Origin of the sequence: Cyanobium usitatum str. Tous (assembly GCF_963920485.1) — a bacterium.
In the GTDB taxonomy this organism is placed as follows: domain Bacteria; phylum Cyanobacteriota; class Cyanobacteriia; order PCC-6307; family Cyanobiaceae; genus Cyanobium_A; species Cyanobium_A usitatum_A.
In genome coordinates this window covers 1008028-1033348 of the sequence record NZ_OY986431.1, presented here as the reverse complement: position 1 = coordinate 1033348, position 25321 = coordinate 1008028, and the positions used below count along the sequence as shown (strand labels likewise).

Genomic DNA, 25321 nt, shown 5'->3' with positions numbered 1-25321 from the left:
ATTTGATTCCGCCATGCGCGATGCCATCACTGGTCTGATTGGCCGTTATGACCAGCTCGGCCGCTACTTAGACCGCGATGCGATCGACCGCATCAGCACTTACTACTCCGAATCCAGCGTGCGCCTGGCTGCGGTGGAGCTGATCAACCGTGAGGCTGCAGCCATCGTGCGCGAGGCATCCCAGCGCCTCTGGCTTGCTGATCCCGAGCTGATCCTGCCCGGTGGCAACGCCTACACCACAAGGCGCCTTTCGGCTTGCCTGCGGGACATGGATTACTTCCTGCGTTACGCCAGCTATGCCCTGATCGCCGACGACGCATCGATCCTCAACGAGCGGGTGCTGAATGGTCTCGACGACACCTACAAGAGCCTTGGCGTGCCGAGCGGCCCCACCGTGCGCAGCATTGCCTTGATGGCTGATGTGGTCTGCGAGATGCTGCTCGACGCCGGTGTGGCATCCGCGGCAGTGGTTCGTGCCCCCTTTGACCATCTCTGCCGTGGTCTTGGTGCCACCAATCTGCGGGCCCGCTAGGCCCCGGAATTGCTGCTTAAGCTCGATTTACACGTTTCATCTTGGTCTTGGTTCCTCTGCCCGTGCTGCCACCAGTTAATTCAGCCCATCGCCGCACGCTGGCTCCCATAGCCACGCCGGATCGTCTGCTGCTCGGTCCTGGCCCCTCTAACGCCCATCCCACCGTGCTTCAGGCCCTGGCCCGAATGCCTATTGGGCACCTCGACCCCCTCTACGTCGAGCTGATGGGTGAGGTGCAGGAGCTGCTCCGCTACGCCTGGCAGACCGACAACCGCCTCACCATTCCAATGAGCGGCACCGGCAGTGCGGCCATGGAAGCCAGCCTGGCCAACACGATTGAGCCTGGAGACACCGTCTTGGTGGCCGTCAAGGGCTACTTCGGCCTGCGTCTGGCCGACATGGCCGGTCGCTACCGGGCCAATGTCGTGACGATCGAGAAGCCCTGGGGGGAAGCCTTCAGTCTGGCCGAACTCGAGAACGCCGTAGCCACCCATCGGCCCAAAATTCTGGCCATCGTCCACGCCGAAACATCCACCGGGATCTGCCAGCCCATGGAGGGCATCGGCGATCTCTGCCGTCAGCACGACTGCCTGCTCTTGCTTGATACCGTCACCTCCCTTGGAGCGGTACCCCTCTACCTCGATGAGTGGAAGGTGGATCTGGCCTACAGCTGCAGCCAGAAGGGCCTCAGCTGTCCTCCTGGACTTGGTCCTTTCAGCATGGGCCCGCGAGCCGAGGCAAAAATGATGGCCCGGGCGGGCAAGGTCCCCAACTGGTATCTGGACGTCACCCTGCTGAATCAGTACTGGGGCAGCGATCGGGTGTACCACCACACGGCGCCTGTAAATATGAATTTCGGCATGCGCGAAGCGCTGCGCCTGCTTGCCGAGGAAGGGCTGGAGGCAGCCTGGGCCCGCCACCGCAGCAATGCCGAGCTCCTATGGGCTGGTCTCGAAGGCCTCGGGCTGGAGCTGCATGCCCCGGCAGCCCTGCGCCTACCCACCCTCACCACAGTGCGCATCCCCGCTGGAGTTGATGGCAAAGCCTTCTCTCAGCACCTGCTCACCACGCATGGAATTGAGGTAGGTGGAGGCTTGGGTGCCCTGGCGGGCAAGGTTTGGCGGATCGGCCTGATGGGTTACAACAGCCAGCCTGAAAACGTCGACCGCCTGCTCAACCTGTTTGAAACCGAGCTGCCGGCCTTCAGGGCTGCGGTTGCCCCTGCTGCCGTCGCCGCCTAAACCAGCTCGCCAGCAGATCGCTGGCCTGATCGCCTAAAACCCCGCCGATCACTGTCATGTGGTGATGGGCACTGGCGTTGCTGGCTAAGTCAAGGCAACTGCCGAGCGCACCCCTTTTGGGATCCGTAGCGCCGAAAACCACCGTTCCCATACGGGCTTGCACCAAGGCACCGGCACACATGGGGCAAGGCTCCAAGGTCACCAGCAAGGTGCAGCCATTAAATCGCCAGTCGCCGCGCAAGCGAGCCGCCTGACCCAGGGCCACCAGTTCGGCGTGGCCAAGGGGATCGTTTTGCTGTTCGCGCCGATTGCTGCCCCAGCCGATGCAGAGTCCCGCTTCATCGAGAACCACAGCGGCGACGGGGATTTCGCCCTGGTTTCCGGCCCGTTCGGCGTGGCGCAGCAGCAGTTGCATCCACTGGCTCTGCAGCTGGGGCCCTGGTGGGCCCATGAGTTGGGAACGATCCACTGCTTAGTGCCCGCAGCACAAACCCACTTGTAGCCCACCTCCACAGGTGAGAATGGCTTGACCCGATCGGTTTTCGTTGGCTAGCGCCACCCCTGCCCCGCGGGCCAGCCAGCCCCTGCCCTTCGCCAGTCCGGAGCAGCTAGATCCCAGGCTGCAGGACTTTTTAGAGCAGGCTTCTCGGCAGCTCTGTGTCTGGCTTGGTAGCGCTGCTGAACGCTCGCCCCTACCCGGCTTGAGTGTTTTGCCCCCGGTGGTGCCGGAGGGTCACGGTTTGGCTCCAGAGGTCCTGCTGGCAGATCTGCAGTTGGTGATGGATGGGGCCTTTAATCCCAACCACCCCGGTGCCCTTGCCCATCTCGACCCACCACCTCTGCCGGCCTCGGTTGCTGCAGATTTGATCTGCGCCGGCCTTAACAACAACATGTTGGCGGAGGAATTGTCCCCCAGCTTGAGCCGCCTTGAACGCAGCCTCACTGCCTGGCTGGCTGAGCAGCTAGGCCTACCTGTGGGTAGTGGTGGTGTGGCCGCCAGCGGCGGCACCCTTTCCAACTTGATGGCTCTGGTCACGGCGAGACGACAGCGCGGTTTGGCCATAGACGGCCGGGCGGTGGTGGTAGCAAGCATTGATGCCCATGTCTCCCTCGCTAAAGCACTGGCGGTGATGGGCCTACCGCCTGAGGCCCTACGGCCGGTGGCAGTGGATAGCCAGGGCCGACTAGATCCAAGCGCCTTGGAAGTAGAGCTTGATCAACTCGAGCGGGCTGGGCTGCCTGTGATCGCGGTAGTCGCTACCGCTGGCACCACTGTTCGGGGAGCAGTCGACCCCCTCAGTCAGATAGCTGGTATTTGCCAGCGGCGCGGCCAGTGGCTGCACGTGGATGGCGCTATCGGTGCCGTCTTTGGCCTGGTGCCTACCCACCGCCATCGGGTTGCTGGCTTGGAGCGAGCCGATTCGATCACGGTCAATCCCCAGAAACTGCTGGGAATCACCAAAACCTCCTCCTTGCTGTTGCTGGCTCGCCCCCAGGCCCTGGCGGAGGCCTTCCACACCGGACTGCCCTACATGGAGCCGAGCTGGGGTGGTAGCCACGGTGGTGAAAGTGGTCTGCAGGGCACCCGCCCCGCCGAAATTCTCAAGCTTTGGCTGGGTTTGCGGCAGCTTGGCCTGCTGGGCATAGAGGCGGTGCTCGATGGGGCTATTCAGCGTCGGCGCCAGCTTCAGGCCCTACTGGCACCAAACGAGCGGCTGCAGTTGGTCTGTGGCTCCTTCCATCTGCTGGCCTTCACCCCCCATCAACTTGACGCTGCCGGCAGCCAGGCCTGGAGCGATCGCACTCGCCAGCGACTGCTCCAGGAGCAGCTGATGCTTTCTCGCCCTCAATACGCCGGGCGGCACCATCTCAAGGCCGTGCTTGGCAACCCCCACACCAAGCCAGCCCACCTCGAGAACCTCGCCAGGGTGGTGCATGCCAGCCTCGATGATCAAACCTGATAGCCCTTCCCCCTGTGAGTGACCCCCCTAGTGAACCCCCTGCTGTGACAACCTCCGGCCGCGGTCGCTGGGTCGCGATTGTGACTGGCGCCATTTCGGTATTAATCGGCGTTCTTTATTTGGCCATGATCGTTGTGCTTGATAGCCGGGGGCCACTGCAGCCACCGCCACCGGAGGCCTTGGGTGAGCTGCCGGTCAATCGGGCCCAGGCCTTGGCGGCAAACTCCGCTGCTTTGCCTGCAGCGGTTGCACCACCCGGTTGAAGGCGGCTTTAAGGAAGCGACTCATGGCCCCGTCGCGCCTGCTGAGGTCGTATTGCTGCTGCACAACCTCCTGCACACCGCCGTCGCCCCAGTCTTGGTCGCGCTCGAAGTAGGTGATGAAGCTCAGCCCCGCAACCCGGGTGAGCCAGGCAGCGCTGACCGCCTGAATGGCCCGGCTCACAACCAGAGCAGGTACGTTCAGACTTAGGGCGGCACTAAGCAGGCTGACGCCCCCCTTCACCAGCCCTAGGCCCGCCATGGTGCGTCCAACGGAAAGGGCCAGATCTTGGGCGCTCTGGCGACTCATGCTGATGCCATAGATACGGGCTATCTCCACCACCATCTGGGCGTTTACAGCGGCGGCACCGAGCAGGTCCAAGCCAGGTAGGGGTGTGACGGCCAGCACCCCGGCTCCGATCCACATGTAGCGATCAACGATCGCCTCGCAGTCGCTGCGGCGCTGCCTGGTCAGCAGGGAGCGGCTGGCCTCACTGAGCCGCCGGCACTGCAACAACAGGTTGTCGGCAATCAGTTCTTCCCCGTCGGCGTGGAGCACGGCCGCGATGCGGCGTAACAGGGCATCTACCTCGGCAGCTGGCTGCAAGGGGCGCCCGCCTGGCATGGGCACGCTCTGGGGTGCCGCGCTGGCGGGGATCACGTCTTCGGCCGCAATGTGGTCACGGCTGCGTTGGCGCAGTAGCTGTAGCAACCTCGCCTCCTCCTGCTCGCCGCGCAGGTCGCACTTGTTGAGCACCAGCATCAGCCGCTTGCCAAGGCCAGCCAGGGCTTCAAAAACCTCAAGCTCGGCGGCGCGCAAGTCGCCGTCCACCACGAGCAGGAGTAGGTCCGCCTTGCTTGCCTGGTCGCGGGCGAGCCGCTCCCGCTCCAGCCCAGCAGCACCTGCTTCGAGGATGCCTGGCGTATCAACCAAAACCACGGCTCGCTGCAAGCTGCGCAGCCGCAGGCGATAGCGCTGGGTTTCGCTGGTAGATCCCATGGCAGCTCCCACCTTGCCCACCAGCTCTTGCAGCAGGGCCCGGATCAGAGAGGTTTTGCCTGCAGAGCCCGTACCAAACAGCACAATCACGAGATCGCCCCGTTCCAGCTCGGCCTGCATGCGCTGCCGCTCTTGACTCAGGGCTTCCCGCTCCACCGCATCGCGCACCCGATCGAGGGTTTGATCGATGGCGGCCAGATTTTGGGCGGCCGCTTCCCGGCGGTTACCCGGCGGCGGCAAGCTGGCAGCCGCTCCTGGCCTTGCCTTGCCGGTAATGGTCCGCAGCCAAGGCCAGGCCAGTTGCACCAGCAGCAGCACAAAGCCGGCGAACACAAGAGCAAAAACCGGCTGAACGATCCAGCTCGGCAGGTACCAGCTCAGTTGCCAGTAGAGGTTGTTGACCCCCTGCAGCACTGCGCCAACGGCAATCAGGGCCAGTACAGCCAGACCGGCGATCATCCACAGGCGGGTGCGGGTGCTCACAACTCAGGCATCAGGATCGGGCTGCTCGGATGATCTCGCTCCACAGTCCTGCAGCCAAGGCGCTGCTGGCGCGGCTGGGGCTGTTGTCGTCATTACCCAACCAGATACCCACCACCCAATGGCGCTGAGGCTCATAGCCGACAAAGAGCAAATCGCGGCTGTCGTTGGTTGTGCCGGTTTTGCCACCCTCCTGACCGCCCAGACTGGCCATCTGGCCCGTACCCCGCTGCACCACGGCCCGCAGCAACTGCTGCATGGCGCTGGCCGTCGCCTCGCTGCTTACCCGGCGTCCCGCTTGGGATGTTGTGGGGGCGTTGGCCTGGCGGCACTGGCTTGATGACTGGCCGCTACATGCCTCTCCATCCGTAAGGCGCCGAATTGTGCTGGGGGAATGCCAAACGCCACCGTTGGCGATCGCCGCGTAGGCAGCGGTGAGCTCCAGCAGGGTTACCTCGCTCTGGCCGAGGGCTAATCCGGGCACGGCCGCCAGGGGGCTAGTGAAGCCAAGATCGCGAGCTTTCTGCACCAAAGCATCAAGCCCTACTCGCTGGGCCAGTCGCAGCGCTGCCGTGTTGCTACTGCTAGCAAAGGCAGATACCAGGCTCAACTTGCCACCACAGCCGCTGCTAAAGCTCTGACCGCGCCAGCGCAATGGCGAGCAGCTGATTGGATCACTGGGCTTACCGCCCCGCTCGAGAGCGACCAAATAGGGAATCAGCTTGAAGGTGCTGCCGGGCTGGCGCAGGGCCATCGTGGCCCGATTGAACTGGCTCTGGCGGTAGTCGCGGCCACCGGCAAGGGCCAGGATGCCGCCGGTGCGCGAATCGAGCACGACCACGGCCCCCTCCCCTACCCCCAGCGCCTTGCTGGAGCTAAGTCGTTGGCGCAACAACCGTTCCACCTGCTCCTGCAGGTTGCGATCCAAATAGGTATCGATCAGGAAATTGCCCTCGGCCGCCACCTCTGACCCCACCAGTTGATCGAGGTCGCGGCCGACTTGGTCTGAATAAAAGGGGACTCCACGTTGAGAGCTGCTACTGCGGCAGGCCTGGGGCGAAAGCCGGATTGGGCTGCGGCGGCCGCTGCGGGCCTGATCGGCACTGATGCGGCCCGTATCACCCATCTTGCTGAGCACGGCATTGCGGGAGCTCAGGGCCGCCTGGGGATCGAAGCAGGGGTCGTAGCCATTGGGTGAGGGAAGTAGGCCCACCAGTAGGGCGGCCTCCTCAAGCTTCAGGTCGCTGGCGGGCTTACCGAAATAGTGGCGGGAGGCATCCTCGAAACCCCAGCCAACACCCAAATAAACCCGGTTGAGGTAGCTCAGCAGTAGATCCCGCTTGCTGAAACGGGCCTCGAGCTGGAGTGCCACCAGCAGCTCACGCCACTTGCGGCCAAGGGTTTCACCTTGACCCACCTGATCGGGGTACAAGCTGCGGGCCAGTTGCTGGGTGAGGGTGCTGCCCCCCTCCAGCACCCTTCCTCCGAGCACGTTGGTAACAAGGGCACGGCCCGTGCCAACCGGGTCGACGCCGGGATGCCACCAGAAGCGGCTGTCCTCACTGGCAAGCAGGGCATCGATCAACACCCGGGGATAGCCCTGCAAGGCTTTGAGCTCCCGATGCTCCTTGGCCTGGGCTGTTGCGATTGCTTTGCCCTGCCGGTCGTAGAGCACCAGGGGGCCTCGCACCGTGGCGAGGCTGCCGCGTATCGGCACTTGGAGGCCAGAGATGGCCTGCAAGCCAAGGCCGCCAAGGGCCGCCGCCGCAAGCATCAAGCTCGCTGCCCGCAGCAACCTTTGCAACTGGGGCAGGGGGCGGATCTGAAAATCGAGCTCGGGCAGTCCCGCCTCCTGGCTGGGGCCGAAGCGAAGGCTGTCGCCGTCGCGAAGCAGCAACTTCTGCACCCGCCGGCCCTGCCACCACAGGCCGTTGGTTGAGCTGTCGTCGCTGAGCAACCAGTGGGATCCGCGCCGCTCCAGCAGGGCGTGCTCGCGGCTGACCGCCGGATGGTCAACGCAAATTTGGCAGTCGTTGTCGCGCCCGATGCGGTAGGTGCCCGGGTGCAGGGGCAGCAGGCGCGAGGCTTGGCCTGGTAGGTGCAGCTGGAGTTGGGCTTGGCCTGGCTGGCTGAACCGCTGCCAGCGCCGGCCTAGGGCCTCAAACGCCTTTTTGGCCATGGTTACCCAGCAGCTCGATGGCGAAGCAAAGCACCGCCAGGTTGATGGCCACATCGGCCAGGTTGAACACCGGGAAGGAAACCGGCACCAGGGCTAAAAAATCCACCACATAGCCAAGACGCCAGCGATCAAGACCATTACCAAGAGCTCCCCCCAGCAGCAGCCCTACCCCAAGGCTCCGGGTGAGGGTCATTTGACCCTGCTTTTGAATCCAAACGGCCACAGCAATGGAGACCAGAAGGCTCACCAGGCCAAGTAGCTGGGGATTGCCGCTGAACAGGCTGAAGGCCGCTCCGGAGTTGCGAACAAGCTGCAGGGAAAGCAGCCCGGGCAGAAAAGCTGAACTGCTCCCGAGCGGCAGATTGGTAACGGCTAGAGCCTTGCTGAGCTGGTCAAGCACCAACACCATTACAGCGCTGGTGTAGGCGAGGTTGCGCAGCCGTCTCATGACTCCACCAGCAGCAGACGGCGCAGCAGCAGGGCGACCAGGGCTACGGCGCAGCACAGGAGCAACTGGGGCAGCAAGGGCGCCAGGCTGTAGCTGAATAGGAGGATTCCAAGATTTGGTCCCCAGCGGCCAGCCAGTGCTCCCAGCAAAAGGTTGGCTATGCCGCAAACCTGCAGGACGCCCAGCCCAACCACTGCGGCGCCAAACAAACCCAGCAGGTCGTCCATGCCCTGCTGCCGCACGAGCTTGCCGGTGAGCCAGGCAGCCGGGATGAAGCCAGCTAGATAACCAAAGCCAGGATCCAAGAGGTAGGCGGCACCACCTCCGCCCTGAAACACCGGTAGTTGGAACAGGCCCAGGCTCAGGTAAGCAACTGCTGCGAGCATGCCGCTGCGAGGGCCGCAGACCAGGGCGGTTAACAGCAGGGCAGGCACCTGGAGGGTGATTGGCAGGGTTGCGAGGTTCCAGCCGCCGCTGGCGGCCGGAAGCGGGGCGGCGGCCTGAATCAGCCCGCCTACCAAGATCAGCAGCAGACCGGCGATTGCGCCGCTCCAGGTGGCTAGGGCCCTCAACTGATCACATCGTTTCTGGTTCCCATTTTGGGGGGTCGTGCCAATGGGGCCGCTAACTTCGAGCTATCAAGAGAAGCTATGGAAGAGCCACTAGGAGCCGAGTCGTTGGAGCCACTGCCTTTTGCCGAGGGGCAACTGCCTTTTGGTGTGGGCGATGCGGTGCAGCTGAAGGGCCGGCCCAATTATCTAAAAACAGCTGATTCAATGCCGATGTTGCGTCCCCCAGACCTGGTGGACAGCGATGAGCAGGGTCAGGTGCTGGCCATTAAGGCGCGCAATCAACTGGCAGTTCGCTTTCGCCGCGGCACCTTTTTGCTGGAAGCCGACCAACTACAAGCTGCTGAGCCTTAATCAGGCACTTGGCAAGCCATATCAGGCACTGAGAGCGTGGCGGTGCCAGGCCTTTTCTGCGGCGGCAAGGGCTGGCGCTGGACCACAGATGCTGAGGGCGGGAACGGAAAGCCTGCGGCGAGCTGCCGCCAGCAGGGTGCCGGCATCCAGTTGCTGGGCCCGCTCCAGGCTTTCCTCCACGTAGCTCCAGCCCAGGCCATGGCCCAGCACCAGCGCCTGACGATCGGCGATCTGGCCGCAGGTCTGGCGCCCCATGGCGTCCTGGCCGCGGTATTTGGCCTTTGCCAAAGCGAGTTCAGGGGCGCTCAAGGGCTGATCTAGAACCCTTTGCCACTCCTCGAGAAGAGCAGTGGTGGCCTCTTCTGCCCGCTCAGCGGAAGTGGAGAGGTGCCAGATAAAGGGAGTAGCGCCGCGCCGTGCCGGCATGTGGACCCCAACGTCGTAGGCCAGGCCCCGCTCCTCCCTCATGGTCACGAAAAGGCGGCTGGACATGCCCATGCCCAGGTGAGCCTGAAGCAGCCTCAGGGCCAGCCCGTCCGGATCGCCCAGGGGCACGGTCGCCGTACCCAGCATCAATACCAGTTGCTCCGTGTCCTGCTCCAAGTAGGCAAAGCGCTCCAGCCCGGAGGCTGCGCCGGGCCCGGCGCCGGGGCTTGGCGGGGCCGTGGTCCAGGGGCACTGATTAAGCAGGGGATTGAGCAGCTGGGGCAGTTCATCATCCAGATCACCGCAGGCCACCAAAAGGGCGCCGTTCTGGCCGAGCTCAGGCACCAACGCCCCTATCTGCTCGGTGTGCAGGGCAGCTAGTTCCCCATCCACACCGAGGGGGTCGTGGCCATAGGGCCCATCGCCATAGAGCATGTGGCGCAGCTGGTCGTGGGCTAGCTGGAACGGATCTTCCCGCTGGCGCTGCAGGCTCTGGAGGTTCAGGTCCCGCTCTAGCTCGAGTTGGTCGGGGCTAAGCCAGGGCTGCCTGGCCATTGTCAGCAACAGGGGCAGCAGCTCGCTCGTGTCGCTGCTGGCGCACTTGAGGCTGATCACCAGGCAGTCTTCGGCAGCTTCAGCGCGCAGGGCGGCCCCGCGACCCTCCACGAGGTCGGCCAGGGCTTCAGGCCCGTAGCTGCCGCAACCGCGGGTCATCAAGCCGGCCAGCAATTGGCCAGCCCCGCGCTGGCCAGGCAGGTCCTGACTGCTGCCGCCCCGTATCCACAACCGGCAGGCCACGATCGCCGGTCCAGGCCGGCGCTGCCAGATCAGCGGTAGGCCGCCCTGAAGGCTGGTGTGCTGCCAGTTGGCCGAGGATGAATGGGTGCTGGTCATGCCGGCACCGCCTCGAGAACGCAGGCCCGACTGGGATCAAGGAGGGGGGCGGCCTGCTGCAGCAATTGGGATGCACTCCAGCAACCAATCTCTTCGAGCGGCAGCTCCAGTCGGTGGTGTCGCCCCCAGAGACGGTTGTTGCCGATCAGGCCCGCCACACCGCCAGCGGCTTCTAAACCAAAGCGGTAGCCATTGGCCACAAGACGCTGGGCCCGCTGCCATTCCGCCTCAGCCATACCCTCCTGCAACAGCTCGCACCAGACCGCATCAATCGCTTTGCGAACGGAGGCCAACTCGTCCGTTTCGCAGATTGCCTCCAGCAGGGCAAAGCTGCCGAACTCCATTACATGCAGATCGAGATCGATGCTTTCCACGATGCGCAGTTGCTCGCGCAGCTTCTCCACTAAGCGGCTGCGTCGCCCCTCGGCCAGCACGGTTGTGAGCAGGTCTGCGCCCATCACGTCGTGCAACTGAGAGGCGGGAGGCAAACCCCAAAGCATCAGTAGGCGCGCCGATTCCAGCCGCGGCACTTCGATCCGATGCTCCCCTGGCTGCACCACAAGGGCTGGCCGGCTGCGAGGCTCCTCCACCAGCGGCAATTGGGCCAGGCCACTTCCAGCGATGCGTTCGGCCAGGGTCTCCGGCTCGAGGGCGCCGCCCATGGCCAGCACGCAACGGTTGGCGCCATAAAGACGCCGATGGAAGGCGGCCATGGCAGCAGGTGTCTGCTCAAGAAGCAGTTCGCGCTGGCCCAGGATCGGTTGGCCATAGGCGTGCTTTGGGCAGCCAAGTCGAAGTAACTGCTGCAGAGCGATTTCATCGGGCTGATCTTCGCTTTGGGCCAGCTCCTCAAGCACCACCTGCCTCTCCATGTCAAATGCTGCGGCATCGAGGCGGGGATGCAGCACCAGATCGAGCAGTAGGTCGAGGGCTTCTGCCGCCGCCTCCGGTGGGATCAAAACGTGGTAGTGAACGTCATCGAAGCCAGTGGCGGCATTGCTGTTGCCACCCATCGCCTCGATGCGAAGGTCGAATTCGCCAGGCCCAAGCCGCTCACTGCCCTTGAACACCATGTGTTCAAGGAAATGGGCCATGCCGCTTTCGGCGGCGGATTCAAAAACGCTGCCTGCGCGGCACCAAAAGTCGAGGCATACCAGCGGCGAATCGGGCAAAAACAGGCTGACCACAGTGGCGCCGTTGGCCAGAAGTTGATCGCTGGGGTTAGCCAGGCCTGGCAGCAGGGGCTGGGATGGGGCCAGGGGCAAGGCTCAGATGCGTGGCAGGATCTGCATTCTGCTGGCTGCACCTCCTGTCGTGAGTTCCGCCCCCGCTTCGTCTCAGAGTCCCGACGCTGCCCTCGACGGTTCTGGCGCCGGAAGCGGTGCGATTCATCCCCTGATGGAGGACCTTGCGGCGCGGATTCGTAGGTTTTGGCAAGGCCTGCCCGAACTGGAAGCGCTTGCGGTCTCTGCCGATCTCGAGGCCATCACTGGCACACTCGATGGCGAATTTCTTTTCATACGCAACGAGCTGCGTCGCTGTCAAGGACTGCGCAAGCTGCACCTGGAAACTGCTCGGCTTGGAGCGGGACTGCAGATATTGCACTGTGTACTCTTCCCGGATCCCCGCTTCGACCTGCCTGTATTTGGGGCAGACATCGTGGCCGGCCCGGCCGGTGTCTCCGCCGCCATTGTCGACCTCTCGCCAGTTTGCAGCGAGCTACCGGCCGGCATCGCCGAGGCTCTTGCCGCCAGACCCCGTAGCAGCTTTGAACAGGAACGGGAGCTGCCGGGTTGGGGCTCAATTTTTTCGCCCTACGTTCGCTTTGTCAGGCCCACGACCTCCGCAGAGGAGGCCGCGTTTCTCGACGAGGTAAGCGGCTTTCTCGATGTGCTGGCGTCGGCTATAGCCGCAAGTGAGCCTCAGGCACCGACCCACCCAGCTACGGTTGCCAGATGGCAGGGTCAGCTCCGGTATTGCAAGCAACAGAAACAAAACGACAAGACTCGCCGGGTGCTGGAGAAGGCCTTCAATCCGGAGTGGGCAGACCGTTACATCGAGGAGTTGCTGTTCGACGATCCGCCGGCACCGTGAAGCGCGCCTTGCTGGGTGTAAACCGGCTTTGGTGGTTTGGGGGTGCGGCCCTGCTGCTTGTTTTGGCTGTCGCCGTGGTTCGCCAGCAGCGAACCCCTGCCGTCAAAGCACCGGTGGTTGCGGCAACTCCCCGTAATCAGGAAGCGGTGGCAGCACTCGGACGGCTGGAGCCGGCTGGTGATGTGCGCTTGCTGGCGGCCCCCATCAGTGGCATTGGCGGCAGCCCCCGGATCTCCGAGCTTTTGGTTGAGGAAGGCGACCGTGTCAACAGTGGCCAGCTGCTAGCCCGCTTTGACACAGCGCCCACCCTTGTGGCCCAACAACGGCTAATTGAGGCTCGCCTTCGCAACCTTGATACCAGATTGGCTGTACAAACCCGCGATATCCGTCGCTACCGCCAGCTGAGTCGCTCTGGAGCCATACCAAGCGGTGAGCTGGACAACCGCGAGACGGACCTGCTCAAGCTTCAGGGGGACCGCAACGAGGCCTGGGCAGAAGGCGAAAAACTCAAAGCTGAGTTGCTGCTTACCGAACTGCGGGCGCCCATGGCTGGCACCGTGCTCAAACTCCACGCCCGAGTTGGTGAGCGACCGACTGAAACAGGCGTTCTTGAGCTCGGCGCTAGTAACCGCATGCAGGCCGTGGTGGAGGTTTATGAAAGTGACATCGACCGGGTGCGCCTTGGCCAGAGCGTTTCTTTGATCAGCGAAAACGGCGGTTATCAAGGCGCGCTTACGGGCGAGGTGATTCGGATCAGTCCCCAGGTGCGGCAGCGTTCAGTGCTTTCAACTGATCCCACCGGTGACGCGGATGCCAGGGTTGTGGAGGTGCGGGTAGCCCTAGATCCCTCCGATAGCCAGCGAGTGCGCGATCTCACGGGCTTAAAGGTGATTGCGCGCCTCGCTGCCACCAGGGCGCCTGGGCAGCCCTAATGCTTGGCCGTATCTGGCAGGGCCGCCGCATTCCCCTTGCCTGGCTGCTTTTGACTCGCCAGCCCGTGCGCCTGGCTGTCGCCCTGGCTGGCATCGCCTTCGCCGGCATCTTGATGTTTATGCAGCTGGGCTTTAGGGACGGCCTGTTTGATGCCAGCGTCACTATTCACCGCCTCTTTGACACCGACCTGGTGTTAATCAGCCCCCGCTCCAGCAGCTCGGTAAGCATGGCCGGCTTTCCCCGCCGCCGTCTGGTGCAGGCCATGGCAGATCCAGATGTGGAGGGGGTTACTCCGGTTCACTGGAATTTGCTGCTTTGGCGCAACCCAGATACCAAGGCAACCCGCTCAATCCTCACCCTGGGCTTTGAACCTGCCGATCCCCTCTTCACCGACCCCAGCCTCGCTCCCAAGGCAAAGCTTTTACAGGATCGGGGCCGAGTGCTGTTTGATGAGCTCTCCAGGCCAGAATTTGGCCCTGTAGCCGAATGGTTTCGCAGCGGACGCACCGTCGAAAGCGAGATCAATGGCAAGAAAGTAAGGGTGGCCGGCCTAGTGGGGCTCGGCACCTCCTTTGGTGCTGATGGCAATCTGCTCACCAGCCAGGAGACCTATCTCCAGCTATTGCCAAATACTCCTCCAGGCAGCATTGAGGTGGGCCTGATCCGCTTGCGAGCTGGAGCCGATGCCGATGCGGTGGTCGAAAGGCTGAAGCGGGATTTACCAGATGACGTAAGCGTGCTGACCAAAGCTGGCTTTATCGCTTTTGAACAGAACTACTGGAAATCAAGCACCTCAATCGGTTTTATCTTCACCCTCGGTGCTGCTATGGGCTTCGTGGTGGGCTGCGTAATCGTCTACCAGATTTTGTATTCGGACGTCAGCGATCATCTGCCGGAATACGCCACCTTGATGGCGATGGGTTACCGGCTGCCCACCCTGCTTGGAGTGGTGGCTAGGGAGGGGATGCTGCTGGCTGTGTTCGGCTATCTGCCTGCCTACGCCGCTGGCCAGGGTCTCTATCTACTGGTGCGCAACGCCACCCAGCTACCCGTATCGATGAACCTGACCCGCGCACTGACAGTGTTCATCATGATCTTGGTGATGTGTATGGGCTCGGCAACCCTGGCGATGCGTCGCCTTGGTGATGCCGACCCGGCGGAGATTTTCTGATGGCTGCGATGGTGCGCCTGGATGGCTTGAAGCATTCATTTGGAAGTGGCGTCAATCGCCGTCAGGTGCTCCAAGACATCAGCCTTTGCGTTGATCCCGGTGAGGTGGTGCTACTTACCGGCCCCTCCGGCTGCGGTAAAACCACCCTCTTGACCCTGATTGGAGCTCTGCGGCAGGTGCAGGAGGGTTCGGTACAGGTGTTTGGCGAAGAGCTCAAGGGAGCAAGTCGCTCAGCCCGGCTCAAGCTGCGCCGCAGGATCGGCATGATCATTCAGGGCCACAACCTGCTCAGGTGCCTGACGGCGGAGCAAAACGTACAGATGGGTGCAGACCTGCTGCAAGGGCTCAGTTATCGAGCCCGTAGGGATAGATCTCGGGAATGGTTGCGGGCCGTAGGGTTGAGTGACCATCTCAGCAAGCTGCCCCACGATCTCTCTGGCGGGCAGAAGCAGAGGGTCTCGATCGCCCGAGCTCTAGCCGCTAGGCCCCAGCTCCTATTGGCCGATGAACCCACCGCATCTCTCGATTCCCGTACCGGGCGAGAGGTTGTCGAGCTGCTTAAGGGGCTAGCCAAGGACCAGGGATGCGGCGTGTTGATGGTGACCCACGACCCTCGGATTCTTGATGTAGCAGACCGTCTGGTGCAGATGGAGGACGGTCAATTGAGCAAGGGCGCCTTCGCAATTGAGTAGGGTGGAATTTCGCATCTCTCCAACACGCCGCTCGCATGGCTAAGCGCAGGAATCTCAAGAAGGAAAAGCAAGAGCGAAATCGCTCCTACGCGCGCAAATTCAAGAAGCGCAAGCTGCGTAATGACGGCCGCGGTGAAGGCGCCGGCAATGGTGTGACTGGCACAGCCAACAACGGTGGCGCCGCCGACTGATCAGTGCAGCCCATGCATCGCTGAGGGGATCCGGAAGGATCCCCTTTTTGCTGTTTAGACCCTCGCGGCGACCCCGATGTTCCTCAGCGTCGTCATCCCCACCTACAACCGCCTGCCGATCCTGCAGAAGTGCCTGCTGGCCCTAGAGGCCCAGGATCCCGCAGCCTTGATCACGGGCTACGAGGTTGTGCTGGTCGACGATGGCTCAACCGATGCCACCGTTAGCTGGCTGCGGCAGCACAGCCTGCAGCTGCCACACCTGCGCCTGATCGAGCAGGAGCACGGTGGTCCGGCTCAGGGCCGCAATCGCGGTGTGGAGGCAGCCCGTGGCGACGTGGTCGTTTTTATCGACAGCGACCTGGTGGTCACCCCCAGCTTTCTGCGCAGCCACGCTGCAGCCCTAGAGCGCGAGTGGCAGCGGCGCGGCAACCGCCGCTGCTTCACCTATGGAGCAGTCATAAACACCGCCAATTTCCAGGATCCCTGCAGCGAACCACACAAGCTTCAGGATCATTCCTTTGCCTATTTCGCCACCGGCAACGTGGCGATCGATCGGCAGCTGCTGGAGCAGGCCGGCCTATTTGACACGCGCTTCCGTTTATATGGCTGGGAAGACCTGGAGCTCGGCGAAAGACTGAGGCGGCTTGGAGTTGGGCTGGTGCGCTGCCCGGAGGCCGTTGGCTACCACTGGCATCCGGCCCTGAAATTGGAGCAGATCCCCGATTTGATTCGGGTGGAGCGGGAGCGAGCAAAAATGGGACTGGTCTTCTACCAAAAGCACCCCACCCGGCGGGTGCGGCTGATCATTCAGTTCACTTGGCTGCATCGCCTGCTCTGGGAGACGCTCACCCTGGGCGGCCTGCTCAACGAACGTAGCCTGCGGCCCCTGCTGGCCTGGTTGATCCGCCGCGGCCAGCCCGGGGTCGCCATGGAGCTGTTGCGAGTGCCGCTCAACCGTCTGGGAGTGCGGGCCCTGTTTGCAGAAGCCAAAGCACTCAAGGGCACAGGTCCAGCCCCTAGCCCTATTTGATAGGGTGCCTAAGTACAAATCACACCGCACACCTGCGTGTTTCGGGTGATCCGAGCAGCAATGCCCGTCGGCCCTTCTGGTCGTATGGGTCGTTCTGGATCCCTGGCAGGTGGAGGCAAACCCGAAACCCCAACCCAAAATTATGGCTGTTGTAACTCTCTCCGAAATGATGGAGGCGGGTGCCCACTTTGGGCACCAAACGCGCCGTTGGAATCCCAAGATGTCGCGCTACATCTATTGCGCGCGTAACGGGGTTCACATCATCGATCTGGTGCAGACCGCCGTCTGCATGAACAACGCCTACAAGTGGACCCGCAGTGCGGCCCGCAGTGGCAAGCGCTTTCTGTTTGTTGGCACCAAGAAGCAGGCCTCTGAAGTGATTGCGATTGAGGCCACCCGTTGCGGCGCCTCCTATGTCAACCAGCGCTGGCTGGGCGGCATGCTCACCAACTGGACCACGATGCGTGCCCGCATCGATCGGCTCAAGGATTTGGAGCGCATGGAAAGTTCTGGCGCCATCGCTATGCGTCCTAAGAAGGAAGCTGCCGTGCTGCGCCGTGAACTCGAGCGCCTGCAGAAGTATCTGGGCGGTTTGAAGAACATGCGCCGCCTGCCCGACGTAGTGGTGCTGGTGGATCAGCGCCGTGAAACCAACGCCGTGCTCGAAGCGCGCAAGCTTGATATTCCCTTGGTGTCCATGCTTGACACCAACTGCGATCCCGACCTCTGCGACGTGCCGATCCCCTGCAACGACGACGCCGTTCGTTCCGTGCAGCTGGTGCTTGGCCGCCTAGCTGATGCCATCAACGAAGGACGCCACGGAGCTCAAGATCAGGGACGTGACGACGAGGGCTGATCCCCTTCCGCCTCATCTTTTCACCATTTCGTAACCCGTACCCCATACCAACCCATGGCAGAGATTTCGGCAAAGCTGGTTAAGGAACTGCGCGATAAAACCGGCGCAGGAATGATGGATTGCAAGAAGGCGCTCTCTGAATGTGGCGGTGATGCCACCAAAGCCACTGAATGGCTGCGCCAGAAGGGCATTGCAACCGCTGAGAAAAAGGCCGGACGCACCGCCGCTGAAGGTGCAGTGGGCAGTTACATCCACACCGGCGCTCGTGTGGGCGTGCTAGTGGAGGTCAACTGCGAAACCGACTTCGTTGCCCGTGGCGACGTTTTCCAGGAATTGCTGCGCAACGTGGCCATGCAGATCGCTGCCTGTCCTGGTGTGGAATACGTAAGTACTGACCAGATCCCTTCTGAGATTTCGGAGCGGGAAAAGTCCATCGAGATGGGTCGGGATGATCTCGAGGGCAAACCCGAGCAGATGAAGGTCAAGATCGTTGAGGGCCGAATTGGCAAGCGCCTCAAGGAACTAGCCCTGCTAGATCAGCCTTTCATTAAAGACAGTGCTGTCACCGTCGCGGAGATGGTGAAGCAGGTGGCCGGCAAGGTGGGTGAAAACATCCAGGTGCGTCGCTTCACCCGCTTCACCCTTGGTGAGGGCATCGAAGTGGAGAAAGCTGATTTCGCTGCCGAAGTGGCAGCCATGAGCCAGACGGCCTGATCAGCAAGCCAGTGACCCCATTGGAGGCTGCCCATCAGCAGCTTGAGGATCTTGAATCCCAGCTGGTGGCCTCCAACCCCCAGCTCTATCGCCACCTGGCCCTGTATCTCCAGGTGCTTAGAGACGGCCTGTTGACCAGTGTTCAACAGGCCTGTTTTCATGTAGCGACTCAAGTGCATCCTGATCGCTACTGCGAGCTTGATGGCAACCAGCGCCTCGTGCTGCATCGGCGCATCCGCAACCTGGTGCAGCGGGCTAGCAGCTTGCTCACCGTTGAACAGACCGCTCACCTAGCAGCTCAGATAGCTAGCGAACACAACAGGCAGCGCAGACGCCAGCGCAGCAGGCTGCTGGCGGCCCTGGGAGGGGACGACTCCGAAGCAGAGGAGCTCGAGCTGCCCGAGGAGCCTCCAGCACGGGGTTCAATCAACCTTGGAATGGCCCTGCCCATTGGCGCCGACTTCCTCAGCCGCTCCAGCTTTAACCTCCGCCCCGCAGTTGAGCTAGCGGAGCCCAATAGCAATCAGCCAGGGGCAGAGAACCGGGAGGAGAACGAGGAAGCGGACGAGCAGCAGGAAGACGCAGATGGCCAGGAAGATCGCGAGGTGACGATGCGAGCCATGGCGGAAGCCTTCAGCGATTGGTTGGTGCAGCCGTCCAACCGAACTCCAACGCCATGGGACGGGGGGCGCTTACCAGCAGACCCGGAGCTGCTGCTCGCCTGGATCGGCGGCTTTGAGCAGGCTCTCAGCCGCCGCCTGCGCAATCTCTCCCATGCTCTCAACGTTGAGCTACTGCGGCTGGGGATAACCACAACCCTGTTGCCAGTCAGCCTGCTTGATGCTGCTCTTACAGCCCATTTAGAGAGCCTGGAAGCTCCAGCGAATCTGCTGCGCTTGCCCCTGCCCTTCGGCCCAGAGCCCGCAGCCGGTCGCCTTGAAGCCATAGCGCTGCTGCTCCGGCCTGCCGATCTTGAGCATTCCCTGCCCAAATTGCACACCTGTCGTACCCGGATCCAGCAGCACCGCCAGGAGGTGCGCAGAATGGCTCAGCACTATCGCCGTCTCAGGCGACGGGTTCAGGCATTAGAGGCGGAACAGCTGTGGCTGCAGGACATCAACCCAGTCCAGAGCCTGCCGAGCTGCCCGGACTAGAAGCCTGGCTGCGGGCTCTGCAGCAGGCCCTGCAGGTGGAGGCCGACCGGGGATTTATCGACCTAAAGGGCCGTCAAACCTGCTTCAGCAGCTTTGTGGTGCAGCAATTGCAGCTGCGGCCAGCCAATCTGCCTCCTGAAGCCCTGCAGCGCTTACTTGATCTAACAGCTGGTTTTCAGGCCTATGGCGAGCTGCCCCTAACCAGGCGTCAGAGCCTGGTGCGAACGGCTAGGGAAAGGCTGCATGCCCTGCGCCAGGCCCAGCAGCCAGTGCTGGCGGTGGCGCCACCCCGGCTGCGACTGCTATCAAACTCAGCAGTCGCCGACAAGGGCCCCAATTCCGCCAACCTCAACGCCGATACGCCCCTCTCGGAAGTGCGCGGGGTTGGGCCCAAAACCGCCAGCCGCTTAGCCCAGCTCGGCTTGCTGCTAGTGCGCGACCTAGTGTATTACTACCCGCGTGACTATCTCGACTACGCCAATCTCGCTCGCATCAACGGGCTCAAACCGGGAACCACCGCCACGATTGTGGCAACGGTGCGCCGCAGCCATGCCTTTGCTAGCCCACGCAATCCCAACCTTTCGATTCTCGAACTTCACCTAGTCGATTGCACTGGTCGGATCAAGGTGAGTCGCTTTTTTGCTGGGCAGCGCTTTTCCAGTCCTGGTTGGCTGCAATCCCAGCTACGACTGTTTCCAGTTGGAGCCACCGTTGCGGTCAGTGGCCTGGTCAAGGAAACCCCCTATGGGCCCGCGTTCCAGGACCCGTTGATGGAGGTGTTGGAGTCGCCCCAGGCACCGGTGCGCTCCGAAACGATCGGCAGGCTTCTGCCTGTTTACGGCCTCACTGAAGGATTGGGTGCAGACCGGCTGCGCCAGGTGGTGGAAGCCGTGATTCCCTTGGTGAATAGCTGGCCCGATCCCCTGCCTGAGGCCCTGCGCCGCAGCCAGAAGCTGATGGGCCGCTCTGAGGCGCTCACCCAGATCCATGGGCCCAGCAGCCAGGAGCAGCTGCAGGCAAGTCGTCGCCGCCTGGTTTTTGATGAGTTTTTGCTGCTGCAGTTGGGCCTGGCCCAAAGGCGCCGCCAACTGAGCCAGAGGCCATCGCCACCCCTGGCCTTGCCACCGGGTGGCGATGGCCTGGTGCAGCAATTTCTCACCATCCTGCCCTTTGGTCTTACCGGTGCCCAGCAACGGGTGCTAGCTGAGATCCGCGCCGATCTGGCCCGCCCCCAGCCCATGGCCCGCTTGGTGCAAGGAGATGTGGGCAGTGGCAAAACCGTGGTTGCCCTGGCGTCCCTACTCACTGCGATCGAGGCGGGCTGCCAGGGGGCCTTGATGGCGCCTACCGAGGTGCTGGCCGAACAGCACTACCGCAAGCTGGCGGAGTGGCTGCCCCAGCTACACGTCACTTCAGCTCTTCTCACTGGCTCCACCTCAGCCCCGCGACGGCGGCAGCTGCTGCAGGATTTAGTCAACGGTCAGCTGCAACTGCTGGTGGGCACCCACGCCCTGCTGGAGGACCCAGTGCAGTTCGATCGGCTTGGGTTGGTTGTGGTTGATGAACAGCACCGCTTCGGGGTGCGCCAGCGCAATCGCTTACTGGCTAAGGGGCTGCAGCCCCATCTGCTGACTATGACGGCAACGCCAATTCCTCGCACCCTGGCCCTGTCTCTTCATGGCGATCTGGATGTGAGCCAGATCGACGAATTACCCCCGGGACGCCAGCCAATCCGCACCAGCATGATCAAAGGCAGTCAGCGCCAGCGGGGCTATGAGCTGATCCGCGAGCAGGTGGCCCTTGGCCAGCGGGCCTATGTGGTGCTGCCGCTAGTGGAGGAGTCGGAGAAACTCGAGCTGCGCTCGGCTGTGGAGGTACACCGCCAATTGAGTGAGGAGGAGTTTCCGGATTTAGCCGTGGGGCTATTGCATGGCCGGTTAAGCAGCGCTGAGAAACAGGCCGCCATCGGCGCCTTCGCCAGCGGGCAAACCCAGGTGCTTGTAAGCACCACGGTGGTGGAGGTGGGTGTTGATGTGCCGGAGGCCAGTGTGATGGTGATTGAGCATGCTGAACGCTTCGGTCTTGCCCAGTTGCACCAGCTGCGGGGTCGAGTGGGGCGGGGAGCTGCCGCCTCCTACTGCCTGTTGATCAACGACAGCAGCAACGTGCTGGCCCGCCAGCGGTTGGAGGTGCTGGTGCGCACCAGCGATGGCTTTGAAATAGCCGAGATGGATATGCGTCTGCGGGGGCCAGGCCAGGTGCTGGGTACACGCCAGAGCGGCCTGCCTGATTTAGCCCTAGCGAGTCTCACCGAGGATGGAACTGTGCTCGAAGAAGCCCGCGACGTAGCCCGCATGATCACAGCTGCTGATCCAGAATTACAGCAGCATCAGGGGTTAGCCCATGCCCTGGCTGAGCAGCGTCGCCGCCAGATGGATCAAGCGGCTCGGCTTAACTAGCCACCTACCTAGGCGGATAGGTAGTCGGAAACCTGCTCTGATAAATCGCGCATGGAAGCAACGGCCCGACGCTCTAGCCCGCGGGCAGTATCACGGGTGATACCAAGTTCGCGGGCCACCGCTGACAAGCTCAAAGCCGTCTCCTGGTCGATGCCGTAACGCATCTTGAGTAATTGGGCTTCCTGTTCGGGTAGCTGATCCAGCAACTTACGAATATTGCTCTTGAGGCAATTCTCTAGTGCCAGTTGATCCGGCTGTACCCCGTCGCAGGCTACTTTGTCAAGCAGATTAATGGCTTCCCCTTCGGCCGTGGTGTAATCGAAACTGAGGGGCTGCACGGCTCGAAACATCAGCTCCTCTACGTCCAGTTCAGACATGCCTGCGGCTGATGCCAGCTCATGCAGCCTGGGCGGACGACCTAGTACCTGGCTTAGCTCCCGCTGACAGCGTTTGAGTTTGCTGAGGGAAGCCGTGATTGGTGCTGGTAAGCGAATGGTGCGGCTCTTGTTCTTGATTGCCTGGGTGATGCCCTCCCGAATCCACCAGTAGGCGTAGGTAGAAAACTTATATCCACGACTGGGATCGAATTTTTCCACGCCTCGCACCAGCCCAATCGTGCCCTCCTGGATCAGATCTGCCAGCTCAAAGCTGCTGTTGGTGTAGTTCTTGGCGATTGACACCACCAAGCGCAGATTCGCCGACACCATTCTTTCCTTGGCCTGCCTGCCATCGCGGATCCGGGCTTGAAGCTCATCTATTGCTAGATCGGCAGCAACAGCTAGCTGCTGGTCATTAGGGGCAATCCCGCCAGCCCTCAAGGTGAGCTCCTCGCGAACCTCCTCGAGGGCGACAAGTTGTTGAACCTGGCGCCCAAGGGTGATCTCCTGCTCAGCGCTCAGCAGCGGCACCCTGCTGATGTCGCGCATATAGGAGCGCAACAAATCCCGGCCATGGCTGCCATCTAGGGGGTGATCGCCGCTCAAAACGAAGCGAGTGGGCATGGGCGAGGTCTGGGTGGTCGTCAGAGTTTCGAAACCTTAAGGGCTTGATGCGGTGATCTGCCGGCCACCTCTGGCCTTGCTGCCCAGGTTGAATGGCAAAGCCTGACCTCCGCCCCCTTGCGCCCCTGGAACTCCATTCCGATTGCTGAGGTTGATGAGCCGCTGCAGGAAATTCCAATGGCCTTGCTGCGGCTCGAACCCCATCCCTACGCAACCCTGGGAGCGCCCTATGGGCCTGCTGCATCGCCATTTCGGTTGCGGCAGGGGGTGATCTCCCGCCTGCTGCAAGCCCAGCAAGCGCTGCAGAAGCAGCAGCCTGGCTGGAGCTTGGCGATTTTTGATGCCTGGAGGCCTGTTGCCGTTCAGCGCTTCATGGTGCGCCACTCCCTAGTAACTGAGTGTGGTCGAATCGGCATCAACCCCGACCATCCCTCCCCAGAGCGAGATCGGGCAGAGGCCGCCGTGGGCCGCTTCTGGGCTCCTCCCAGCGATGATCCGGCCACCCCACCACCCCACAGCACCGGAGCTGCCGTGGATCTCACCCTGGCCGATGCTGGCGGCCAGGCCCTGGCGATGGGGGGAGAGATCGATGCAATTGGCAGGATTTCCGAGCCCTTATTTCATCAAGCCGCCGCCTTGGCTGATTCCTGCAGCCCTGCCGCTACCTGGCACCAGCGCCGCCAATTGCTGGCCAGGGTGATGGCTGGGGCCGGATTTGAGCAGCACCCCAACGAGTGGTGGCACTTCAGCTGGGGGGATCAGCTCTGGGCCTGGCGTAGCGGCGCCAGGGAGGCCTGTTATGGACGGGTAGGGGATTCGGCCAGTTCCCTGCTTAGTTGAATCTGACGCTGAATCTGGCTGAGGCGTGCCAGCACGGCTCAGCCAGCCCCTGCTTCCAGTAATTTCTGCACGGTGTCACGGCCACTCTTGACCACAAAATCGCCAAAGCTGCGGCGGCCGCCGGCGCACTGCCAGGCCTTCAGCAGCGGTTCAAGGGTGGTTTCAAGATCCTCCAGCGGCATCTTCTCGAGATAGGGCTCCGCTATTCGGCTGAGGTTGGGGGTGCCCCCAAGCCACAGCTGATATTGGTCAACACCACTGCCAACCAGGCCGATCTCGGCCATGTAGGGGCGGGCGCAGCCATTGGGGCAGCCGGTGATGCGCACTAGCACCGATCGGGAAATCTCCAGGCGCTGCAGTTGGGCTTCCAGCCGCTCCAGCACGCTTGGCAGGATGCGCTCAGCTTCCGTAACAGCGAGACCACATAGGGGCAGTGCCGGACAGGCCAGGGCGTGGCGCTGCAGTGGGGCAGGTGCTTCCGGTGCATTGATGCCAAGCTCAGCCAGGGCAGCGCGGATGGTGGAGCGCTGGGCGGTGCCGATGTTGCAGAGCAGCAGATCCTGGTTGGGGGTGAGTCGCACCTCGAGCTTGTAGGTGTCGACCAGTCGACGTAAACCACTCTTGAGCTCACCGGATAGGCGTCCGCACAGCACTGGTAGGCCCACAAACCAAAGGCCACGGCTCTGGCGATGCCAGCCGAGGTAATCCTCGAGCTTGGTTTTTGGCTCTAGCCGCATCCCTTTGATCGGGTGGGCGAAGTAGCGCTCCTGAAGCTCCTGACGGAACCAATCGACGCCCCGGTCGTGGATTAAATACTTCATGCGGGCATGGCGCCTTTGCTCCCGGTCGCCATGGTCCCGCTGTAGGGCCACGATCGCCTGCAGCAGTTCAAGCACGTGCCCATAGGCCACATAACCGAGGCGGTCCGCTGTACGAGCGAAGGTCTCCTCCTTGTTGTGGGTGCGGCCCATGCCACCACCTACGTAAACGTTGCAGCCCAGAGGGCTGCCTTGGGGGTCACAGAACAGCACCAAGCCGATGTCCTGGGTCAGCAGGTCTACCGAGTTGTCGCCGGGAACGGTGACGGCAACCTTGAATTTTCGGGGCAGGTAGGTGTCGCCATAGAGCGGTTCGGCCGCATCACCGCTATATACTGCACCCTCCTGCTGCAGTGCCTTGATTTTGGCTACCGCAGTGCTGGGCTTGATCCTGTAGCTGAGCTCACCATCAACCCAGAGGTCGAGGTAGGACCCCTCAGCCGCCTGGGGGGCGAGCAAATCAGCGATGTCGTCGGCAAGCTTGCGCGCAGCGGGGTATGCCCCCTTGTCATAGGGTGCTGCCGGCGCCATCACATTGCGGTTGATGTCGCCACAGGCCGCCAGGGTCGAGCCCAGCTCGCGCACGATCGTGCCGATTACCTCTTTGAGGTTCTCCTTTCGGACGCCATGCATTTGAAATGCCTGGCGAGTGGTGACCCTCAGGCTGCCGTTACCAAGCCGGTCGGCAAGCTCGTCTATGGCCAGAAAGAGGGGCCCCGGGACCCGCCCACCGGGATTGCGCAACCGCAGCATCATCTGCCAATCCTTCTCAGCGCCCTTGCGCCGGTTTTCGCGGTTGTCCTGCTGGTAGCTGCCGTGAAACTTCAGGATCTGGACAGCACCTTCCGTGAAATTGAGGGAGTCGTTGCCGAGCTCCGTCAGCAATGGCTCTTTGAGGTGGCCACTACTGGCCTTGAGCTGCTCAAATTTGGAGGCGGCCGGCTTGACTTCGGGCATCAGGTCCTTGGCACAACGCTCGGCACGCCAATGAAGTTAGCGAACGGCGTTCAATACAGTCGTCTTG

General features: G+C 62.4%; 24 protein-coding genes. 15 read left to right on the top strand and 9 right to left on the bottom strand.

Features of this window, described 5'->3' with window-relative positions; all coding sequences use genetic code 11:
- The first annotated feature begins 13 nt into the window (after window positions 1-13).
- Together U9970_RS05535 and U9970_RS05530 are read left to right on the top strand one after the other, a co-directional pair.
- Window positions 14-532, top strand: a complete 519-nt coding sequence (locus tag U9970_RS05535) for a globin family protein (RefSeq protein ID WP_322766039.1) — start codon at window positions 14-16, stop codon at window positions 530-532.
- 47 nt (window positions 533-579) lie between these two features.
- Window positions 580-1773, top strand: a complete 1194-nt coding sequence (locus U9970_RS05530; protein ID WP_407653086.1) for a pyridoxal-phosphate-dependent aminotransferase family protein — start codon at window positions 580-582, stop codon at window positions 1771-1773.
- Here U9970_RS05530 and U9970_RS05525 read toward each other — a convergent pair.
- A complete protein-coding gene (locus U9970_RS05525) occupies window positions 1736-2224 on the bottom strand; it encodes a nucleoside deaminase (protein ID WP_322766037.1) in 489 nt (162 codons plus the stop codon). The genes U9970_RS05530 and U9970_RS05525 overlap by 38 nt on opposite strands.
- 94 nt (window positions 2225-2318) lie before the next feature.
- Here U9970_RS05525 and U9970_RS05520 point away from each other — a divergent pair, with 94 nt between their 5' ends.
- A complete protein-coding gene (locus U9970_RS05520) occupies window positions 2319-3734 on the top strand; it encodes a pyridoxal phosphate-dependent decarboxylase family protein (RefSeq protein WP_322765667.1) in 1416 nt (471 codons plus the stop codon).
- 195 nt (window positions 3735-3929) lie between these two features.
- Here the strand turns inward: U9970_RS05520 and U9970_RS05515 are convergent, their stop codons facing one another.
- From U9970_RS05515 to U9970_RS05500, 4 genes are read right to left on the bottom strand one after another with little or no spacing between them, the layout of a single operon-like run.
- Window positions 3930-5477, bottom strand: coding sequence for a DUF697 domain-containing protein (locus tag U9970_RS05515; protein WP_407653085.1), 1548 nt, complete (start codon window positions 5475-5477; stop codon window positions 3930-3932).
- Window positions 5478-5487: 10 nt separating this feature from the next.
- Window positions 5488-7653 carry a transglycosylase domain-containing protein gene (locus U9970_RS05510; RefSeq protein ID WP_322765666.1) on the bottom strand — a complete coding sequence of 722 codons (2166 nt, stop codon included), beginning with the start codon at window positions 7651-7653 and terminating at the stop codon, window positions 5488-5490.
- Window positions 7634-8101: a signal peptidase II gene (gene lspA / locus U9970_RS05505; protein WP_322765665.1), complete on the bottom strand. Its 468-nt coding sequence runs from the start codon at window positions 8099-8101 to the stop codon at window positions 7634-7636. The genes U9970_RS05510 and lspA overlap by 20 nt, the downstream gene beginning before the upstream one ends.
- Entirely contained in the window at window positions 8098-8673 is a 576-nt protein-coding gene (locus U9970_RS05500) for a biotin transporter BioY (protein WP_322765664.1), read from the bottom strand. The genes lspA and U9970_RS05500 overlap by 4 nt, the downstream gene beginning before the upstream one ends.
- Before the next feature lie 78 nt (window positions 8674-8751).
- Between U9970_RS05500 and U9970_RS05495 the strand changes: the two genes are divergently transcribed.
- Window positions 8752-9024: an NAD(P)H dehydrogenase assembly family protein gene (locus tag U9970_RS05495; RefSeq protein ID WP_322765663.1), complete on the top strand. Its 273-nt coding sequence runs from the start codon at window positions 8752-8754 to the stop codon at window positions 9022-9024.
- A gap of 21 nt (window positions 9025-9045) precedes the next feature.
- On the opposite strand, the gene U9970_RS05490 is transcribed toward U9970_RS05495, so the two are convergent.
- Window positions 9046-10344 carry a M16 family metallopeptidase gene (locus tag U9970_RS05490; protein WP_322765662.1) on the bottom strand — a complete coding sequence of 433 codons (1299 nt, stop codon included), beginning with the start codon at window positions 10342-10344 and terminating at the stop codon, window positions 9046-9048.
- Entirely contained in the window at window positions 10341-11609 is a 1269-nt protein-coding gene (locus U9970_RS05485; protein ID WP_322765661.1) for a M16 family metallopeptidase, read from the bottom strand. Before U9970_RS05485 ends, U9970_RS05490 begins: the two co-directional genes overlap by 4 nt.
- Window positions 11610-11742: 133 nt before the next feature.
- Here U9970_RS05485 and U9970_RS05480 point away from each other — a divergent pair, with 133 nt between their 5' ends.
- From U9970_RS05480 to recG, 10 genes are all read left to right on the top strand, one after another.
- A complete protein-coding gene (locus U9970_RS05480) occupies window positions 11743-12438 on the top strand; it encodes a phycocyanobilin:ferredoxin oxidoreductase (RefSeq protein WP_407653106.1) in 696 nt (231 codons plus the stop codon).
- On the top strand, window positions 12435-13370 hold the full coding sequence (locus U9970_RS05475; protein ID WP_322765659.1) for an HlyD family efflux transporter periplasmic adaptor subunit: 936 nt from the start codon (window positions 12435-12437) through the stop codon (window positions 13368-13370). Before U9970_RS05480 ends, U9970_RS05475 begins: the two co-directional genes overlap by 4 nt.
- On the top strand, window positions 13370-14542 hold the full coding sequence (devC, locus tag U9970_RS05470) for an ABC transporter permease DevC (RefSeq protein WP_322765658.1): 1173 nt from the start codon (window positions 13370-13372) through the stop codon (window positions 14540-14542). The genes U9970_RS05475 and devC overlap by 1 nt, the downstream gene beginning before the upstream one ends.
- Complete coding sequence (locus U9970_RS05465; protein ID WP_322765657.1) at window positions 14542-15234, top strand: DevA family ABC transporter ATP-binding protein; 693 nt, start codon at window positions 14542-14544, stop codon at window positions 15232-15234. Before devC ends, U9970_RS05465 begins: the two co-directional genes overlap by 1 nt.
- A gap of 35 nt (window positions 15235-15269) precedes the next feature.
- A complete protein-coding gene (locus tag U9970_RS05460) occupies window positions 15270-15425 on the top strand; it encodes a hypothetical protein (RefSeq protein ID WP_011129965.1) in 156 nt (51 codons plus the stop codon).
- Window positions 15426-15501: 76 nt separating this feature from the next.
- Complete coding sequence (locus U9970_RS05455) at window positions 15502-16455, top strand: glycosyltransferase family 2 protein (protein WP_322765656.1); 954 nt, start codon at window positions 15502-15504, stop codon at window positions 16453-16455.
- A gap of 142 nt (window positions 16456-16597) precedes the next feature.
- The gene (gene rpsB, locus U9970_RS05450; protein WP_254959950.1) at window positions 16598-17311 is read left to right on the top strand and encodes a 30S ribosomal protein S2; all 714 of its coding nucleotides are present in this window, start codon (window positions 16598-16600) and stop codon (window positions 17309-17311) included.
- A 54-nt stretch (window positions 17312-17365) separates the two neighbouring features.
- Window positions 17366-18025: a translation elongation factor Ts gene (gene tsf / locus U9970_RS05445; protein ID WP_322765655.1), complete on the top strand. Its 660-nt coding sequence runs from the start codon at window positions 17366-17368 to the stop codon at window positions 18023-18025.
- Window positions 18026-18036: 11 nt separating this feature from the next.
- Window positions 18037-19179 (top strand): hypothetical protein, encoded by a 1143-nt coding sequence (locus U9970_RS05440; RefSeq protein ID WP_322765654.1) that lies wholly within the window; start codon window positions 18037-18039, stop codon window positions 19177-19179.
- A complete protein-coding gene (gene recG / locus U9970_RS05435) occupies window positions 19128-21638 on the top strand; it encodes an ATP-dependent DNA helicase RecG (RefSeq protein ID WP_322765653.1) in 2511 nt (836 codons plus the stop codon). The genes U9970_RS05440 and recG overlap by 52 nt, the downstream gene beginning before the upstream one ends.
- 8 nt (window positions 21639-21646) lie before the next feature.
- On the opposite strand, the gene U9970_RS05430 is transcribed toward recG, so the two are convergent.
- On the bottom strand, window positions 21647-22639 hold the full coding sequence (locus U9970_RS05430; protein WP_322765652.1) for a sigma-70 family RNA polymerase sigma factor: 993 nt from the start codon (window positions 22637-22639) through the stop codon (window positions 21647-21649).
- Window positions 22640-22756: 117 nt separating this feature from the next.
- Here U9970_RS05430 and U9970_RS05425 point away from each other — a divergent pair, with 117 nt between their 5' ends.
- On the top strand, window positions 22757-23479 hold the full coding sequence (locus U9970_RS05425) for a M15 family metallopeptidase (RefSeq protein WP_322765651.1): 723 nt from the start codon (window positions 22757-22759) through the stop codon (window positions 23477-23479).
- Between the two features lie 38 nt (window positions 23480-23517).
- On the opposite strand, the gene sir is transcribed toward U9970_RS05425, so the two are convergent.
- A complete protein-coding gene (sir, locus tag U9970_RS05420; RefSeq protein WP_322765650.1) occupies window positions 23518-25254 on the bottom strand; it encodes a sulfite reductase, ferredoxin dependent in 1737 nt (578 codons plus the stop codon).
- Window positions 25255-25321: the final 67 nt, after the last annotated feature.

What these genes read in the sequence shown, in the direction of transcription:
- U9970_RS05535 (WP_322766039.1), top strand. Translation starts at nt 14, where the DNA reads ATGCGCGATGCCATCACTGGTCTGATTGGCCGTTATGACCAGCTCGGC.
- U9970_RS05525 (WP_322766037.1), bottom strand. Translation starts at nt 2,224, where the DNA reads ATGGGCCCACCAGGGCCCCAGCTGCAGAGCCAGTGGATGCAACTGCTG.
- U9970_RS05510 (WP_322765666.1), bottom strand. Translation starts at nt 7,653, where the DNA reads ATGGCCAAAAAGGCGTTTGAGGCCCTAGGCCGGCGCTGGCAGCGGTTC.
- lspA (WP_322765665.1), bottom strand. Translation starts at nt 8,101, where the DNA reads ATGAGACGGCTGCGCAACCTCGCCTACACCAGCGCTGTAATGGTGTTG.
- U9970_RS05495 (WP_322765663.1), top strand. Translation starts at nt 8,752, where the DNA reads ATGGAAGAGCCACTAGGAGCCGAGTCGTTGGAGCCACTGCCTTTTGCC.
- U9970_RS05490 (WP_322765662.1), bottom strand. Translation starts at nt 10,344, where the DNA reads ATGACCAGCACCCATTCATCCTCGGCCAACTGGCAGCACACCAGCCTT.
- U9970_RS05480 (WP_407653106.1), top strand. Translation starts at nt 11,743, where the DNA reads ATGGAGGACCTTGCGGCGCGGATTCGTAGGTTTTGGCAAGGCCTGCCC.
- devC (WP_322765658.1), top strand. Translation starts at nt 13,370, where the DNA reads ATGCTTGGCCGTATCTGGCAGGGCCGCCGCATTCCCCTTGCCTGGCTG.
- U9970_RS05465 (WP_322765657.1), top strand. Translation starts at nt 14,542, where the DNA reads ATGGCTGCGATGGTGCGCCTGGATGGCTTGAAGCATTCATTTGGAAGT.
- U9970_RS05460 (WP_011129965.1), top strand. Translation starts at nt 15,270, where the DNA reads ATGGCTAAGCGCAGGAATCTCAAGAAGGAAAAGCAAGAGCGAAATCGC.
- U9970_RS05455 (WP_322765656.1), top strand. Translation starts at nt 15,502, where the DNA reads ATGTTCCTCAGCGTCGTCATCCCCACCTACAACCGCCTGCCGATCCTG.
- rpsB (WP_254959950.1), top strand. Translation starts at nt 16,598, where the DNA reads ATGGCTGTTGTAACTCTCTCCGAAATGATGGAGGCGGGTGCCCACTTT.
- tsf (WP_322765655.1), top strand. Translation starts at nt 17,366, where the DNA reads ATGGCAGAGATTTCGGCAAAGCTGGTTAAGGAACTGCGCGATAAAACC.
- U9970_RS05430 (WP_322765652.1), bottom strand. Translation starts at nt 22,639, where the DNA reads ATGCCCACTCGCTTCGTTTTGAGCGGCGATCACCCCCTAGATGGCAGC.
- sir (WP_322765650.1), bottom strand. Translation starts at nt 25,254, where the DNA reads ATGCCCGAAGTCAAGCCGGCCGCCTCCAAATTTGAGCAGCTCAAGGCC.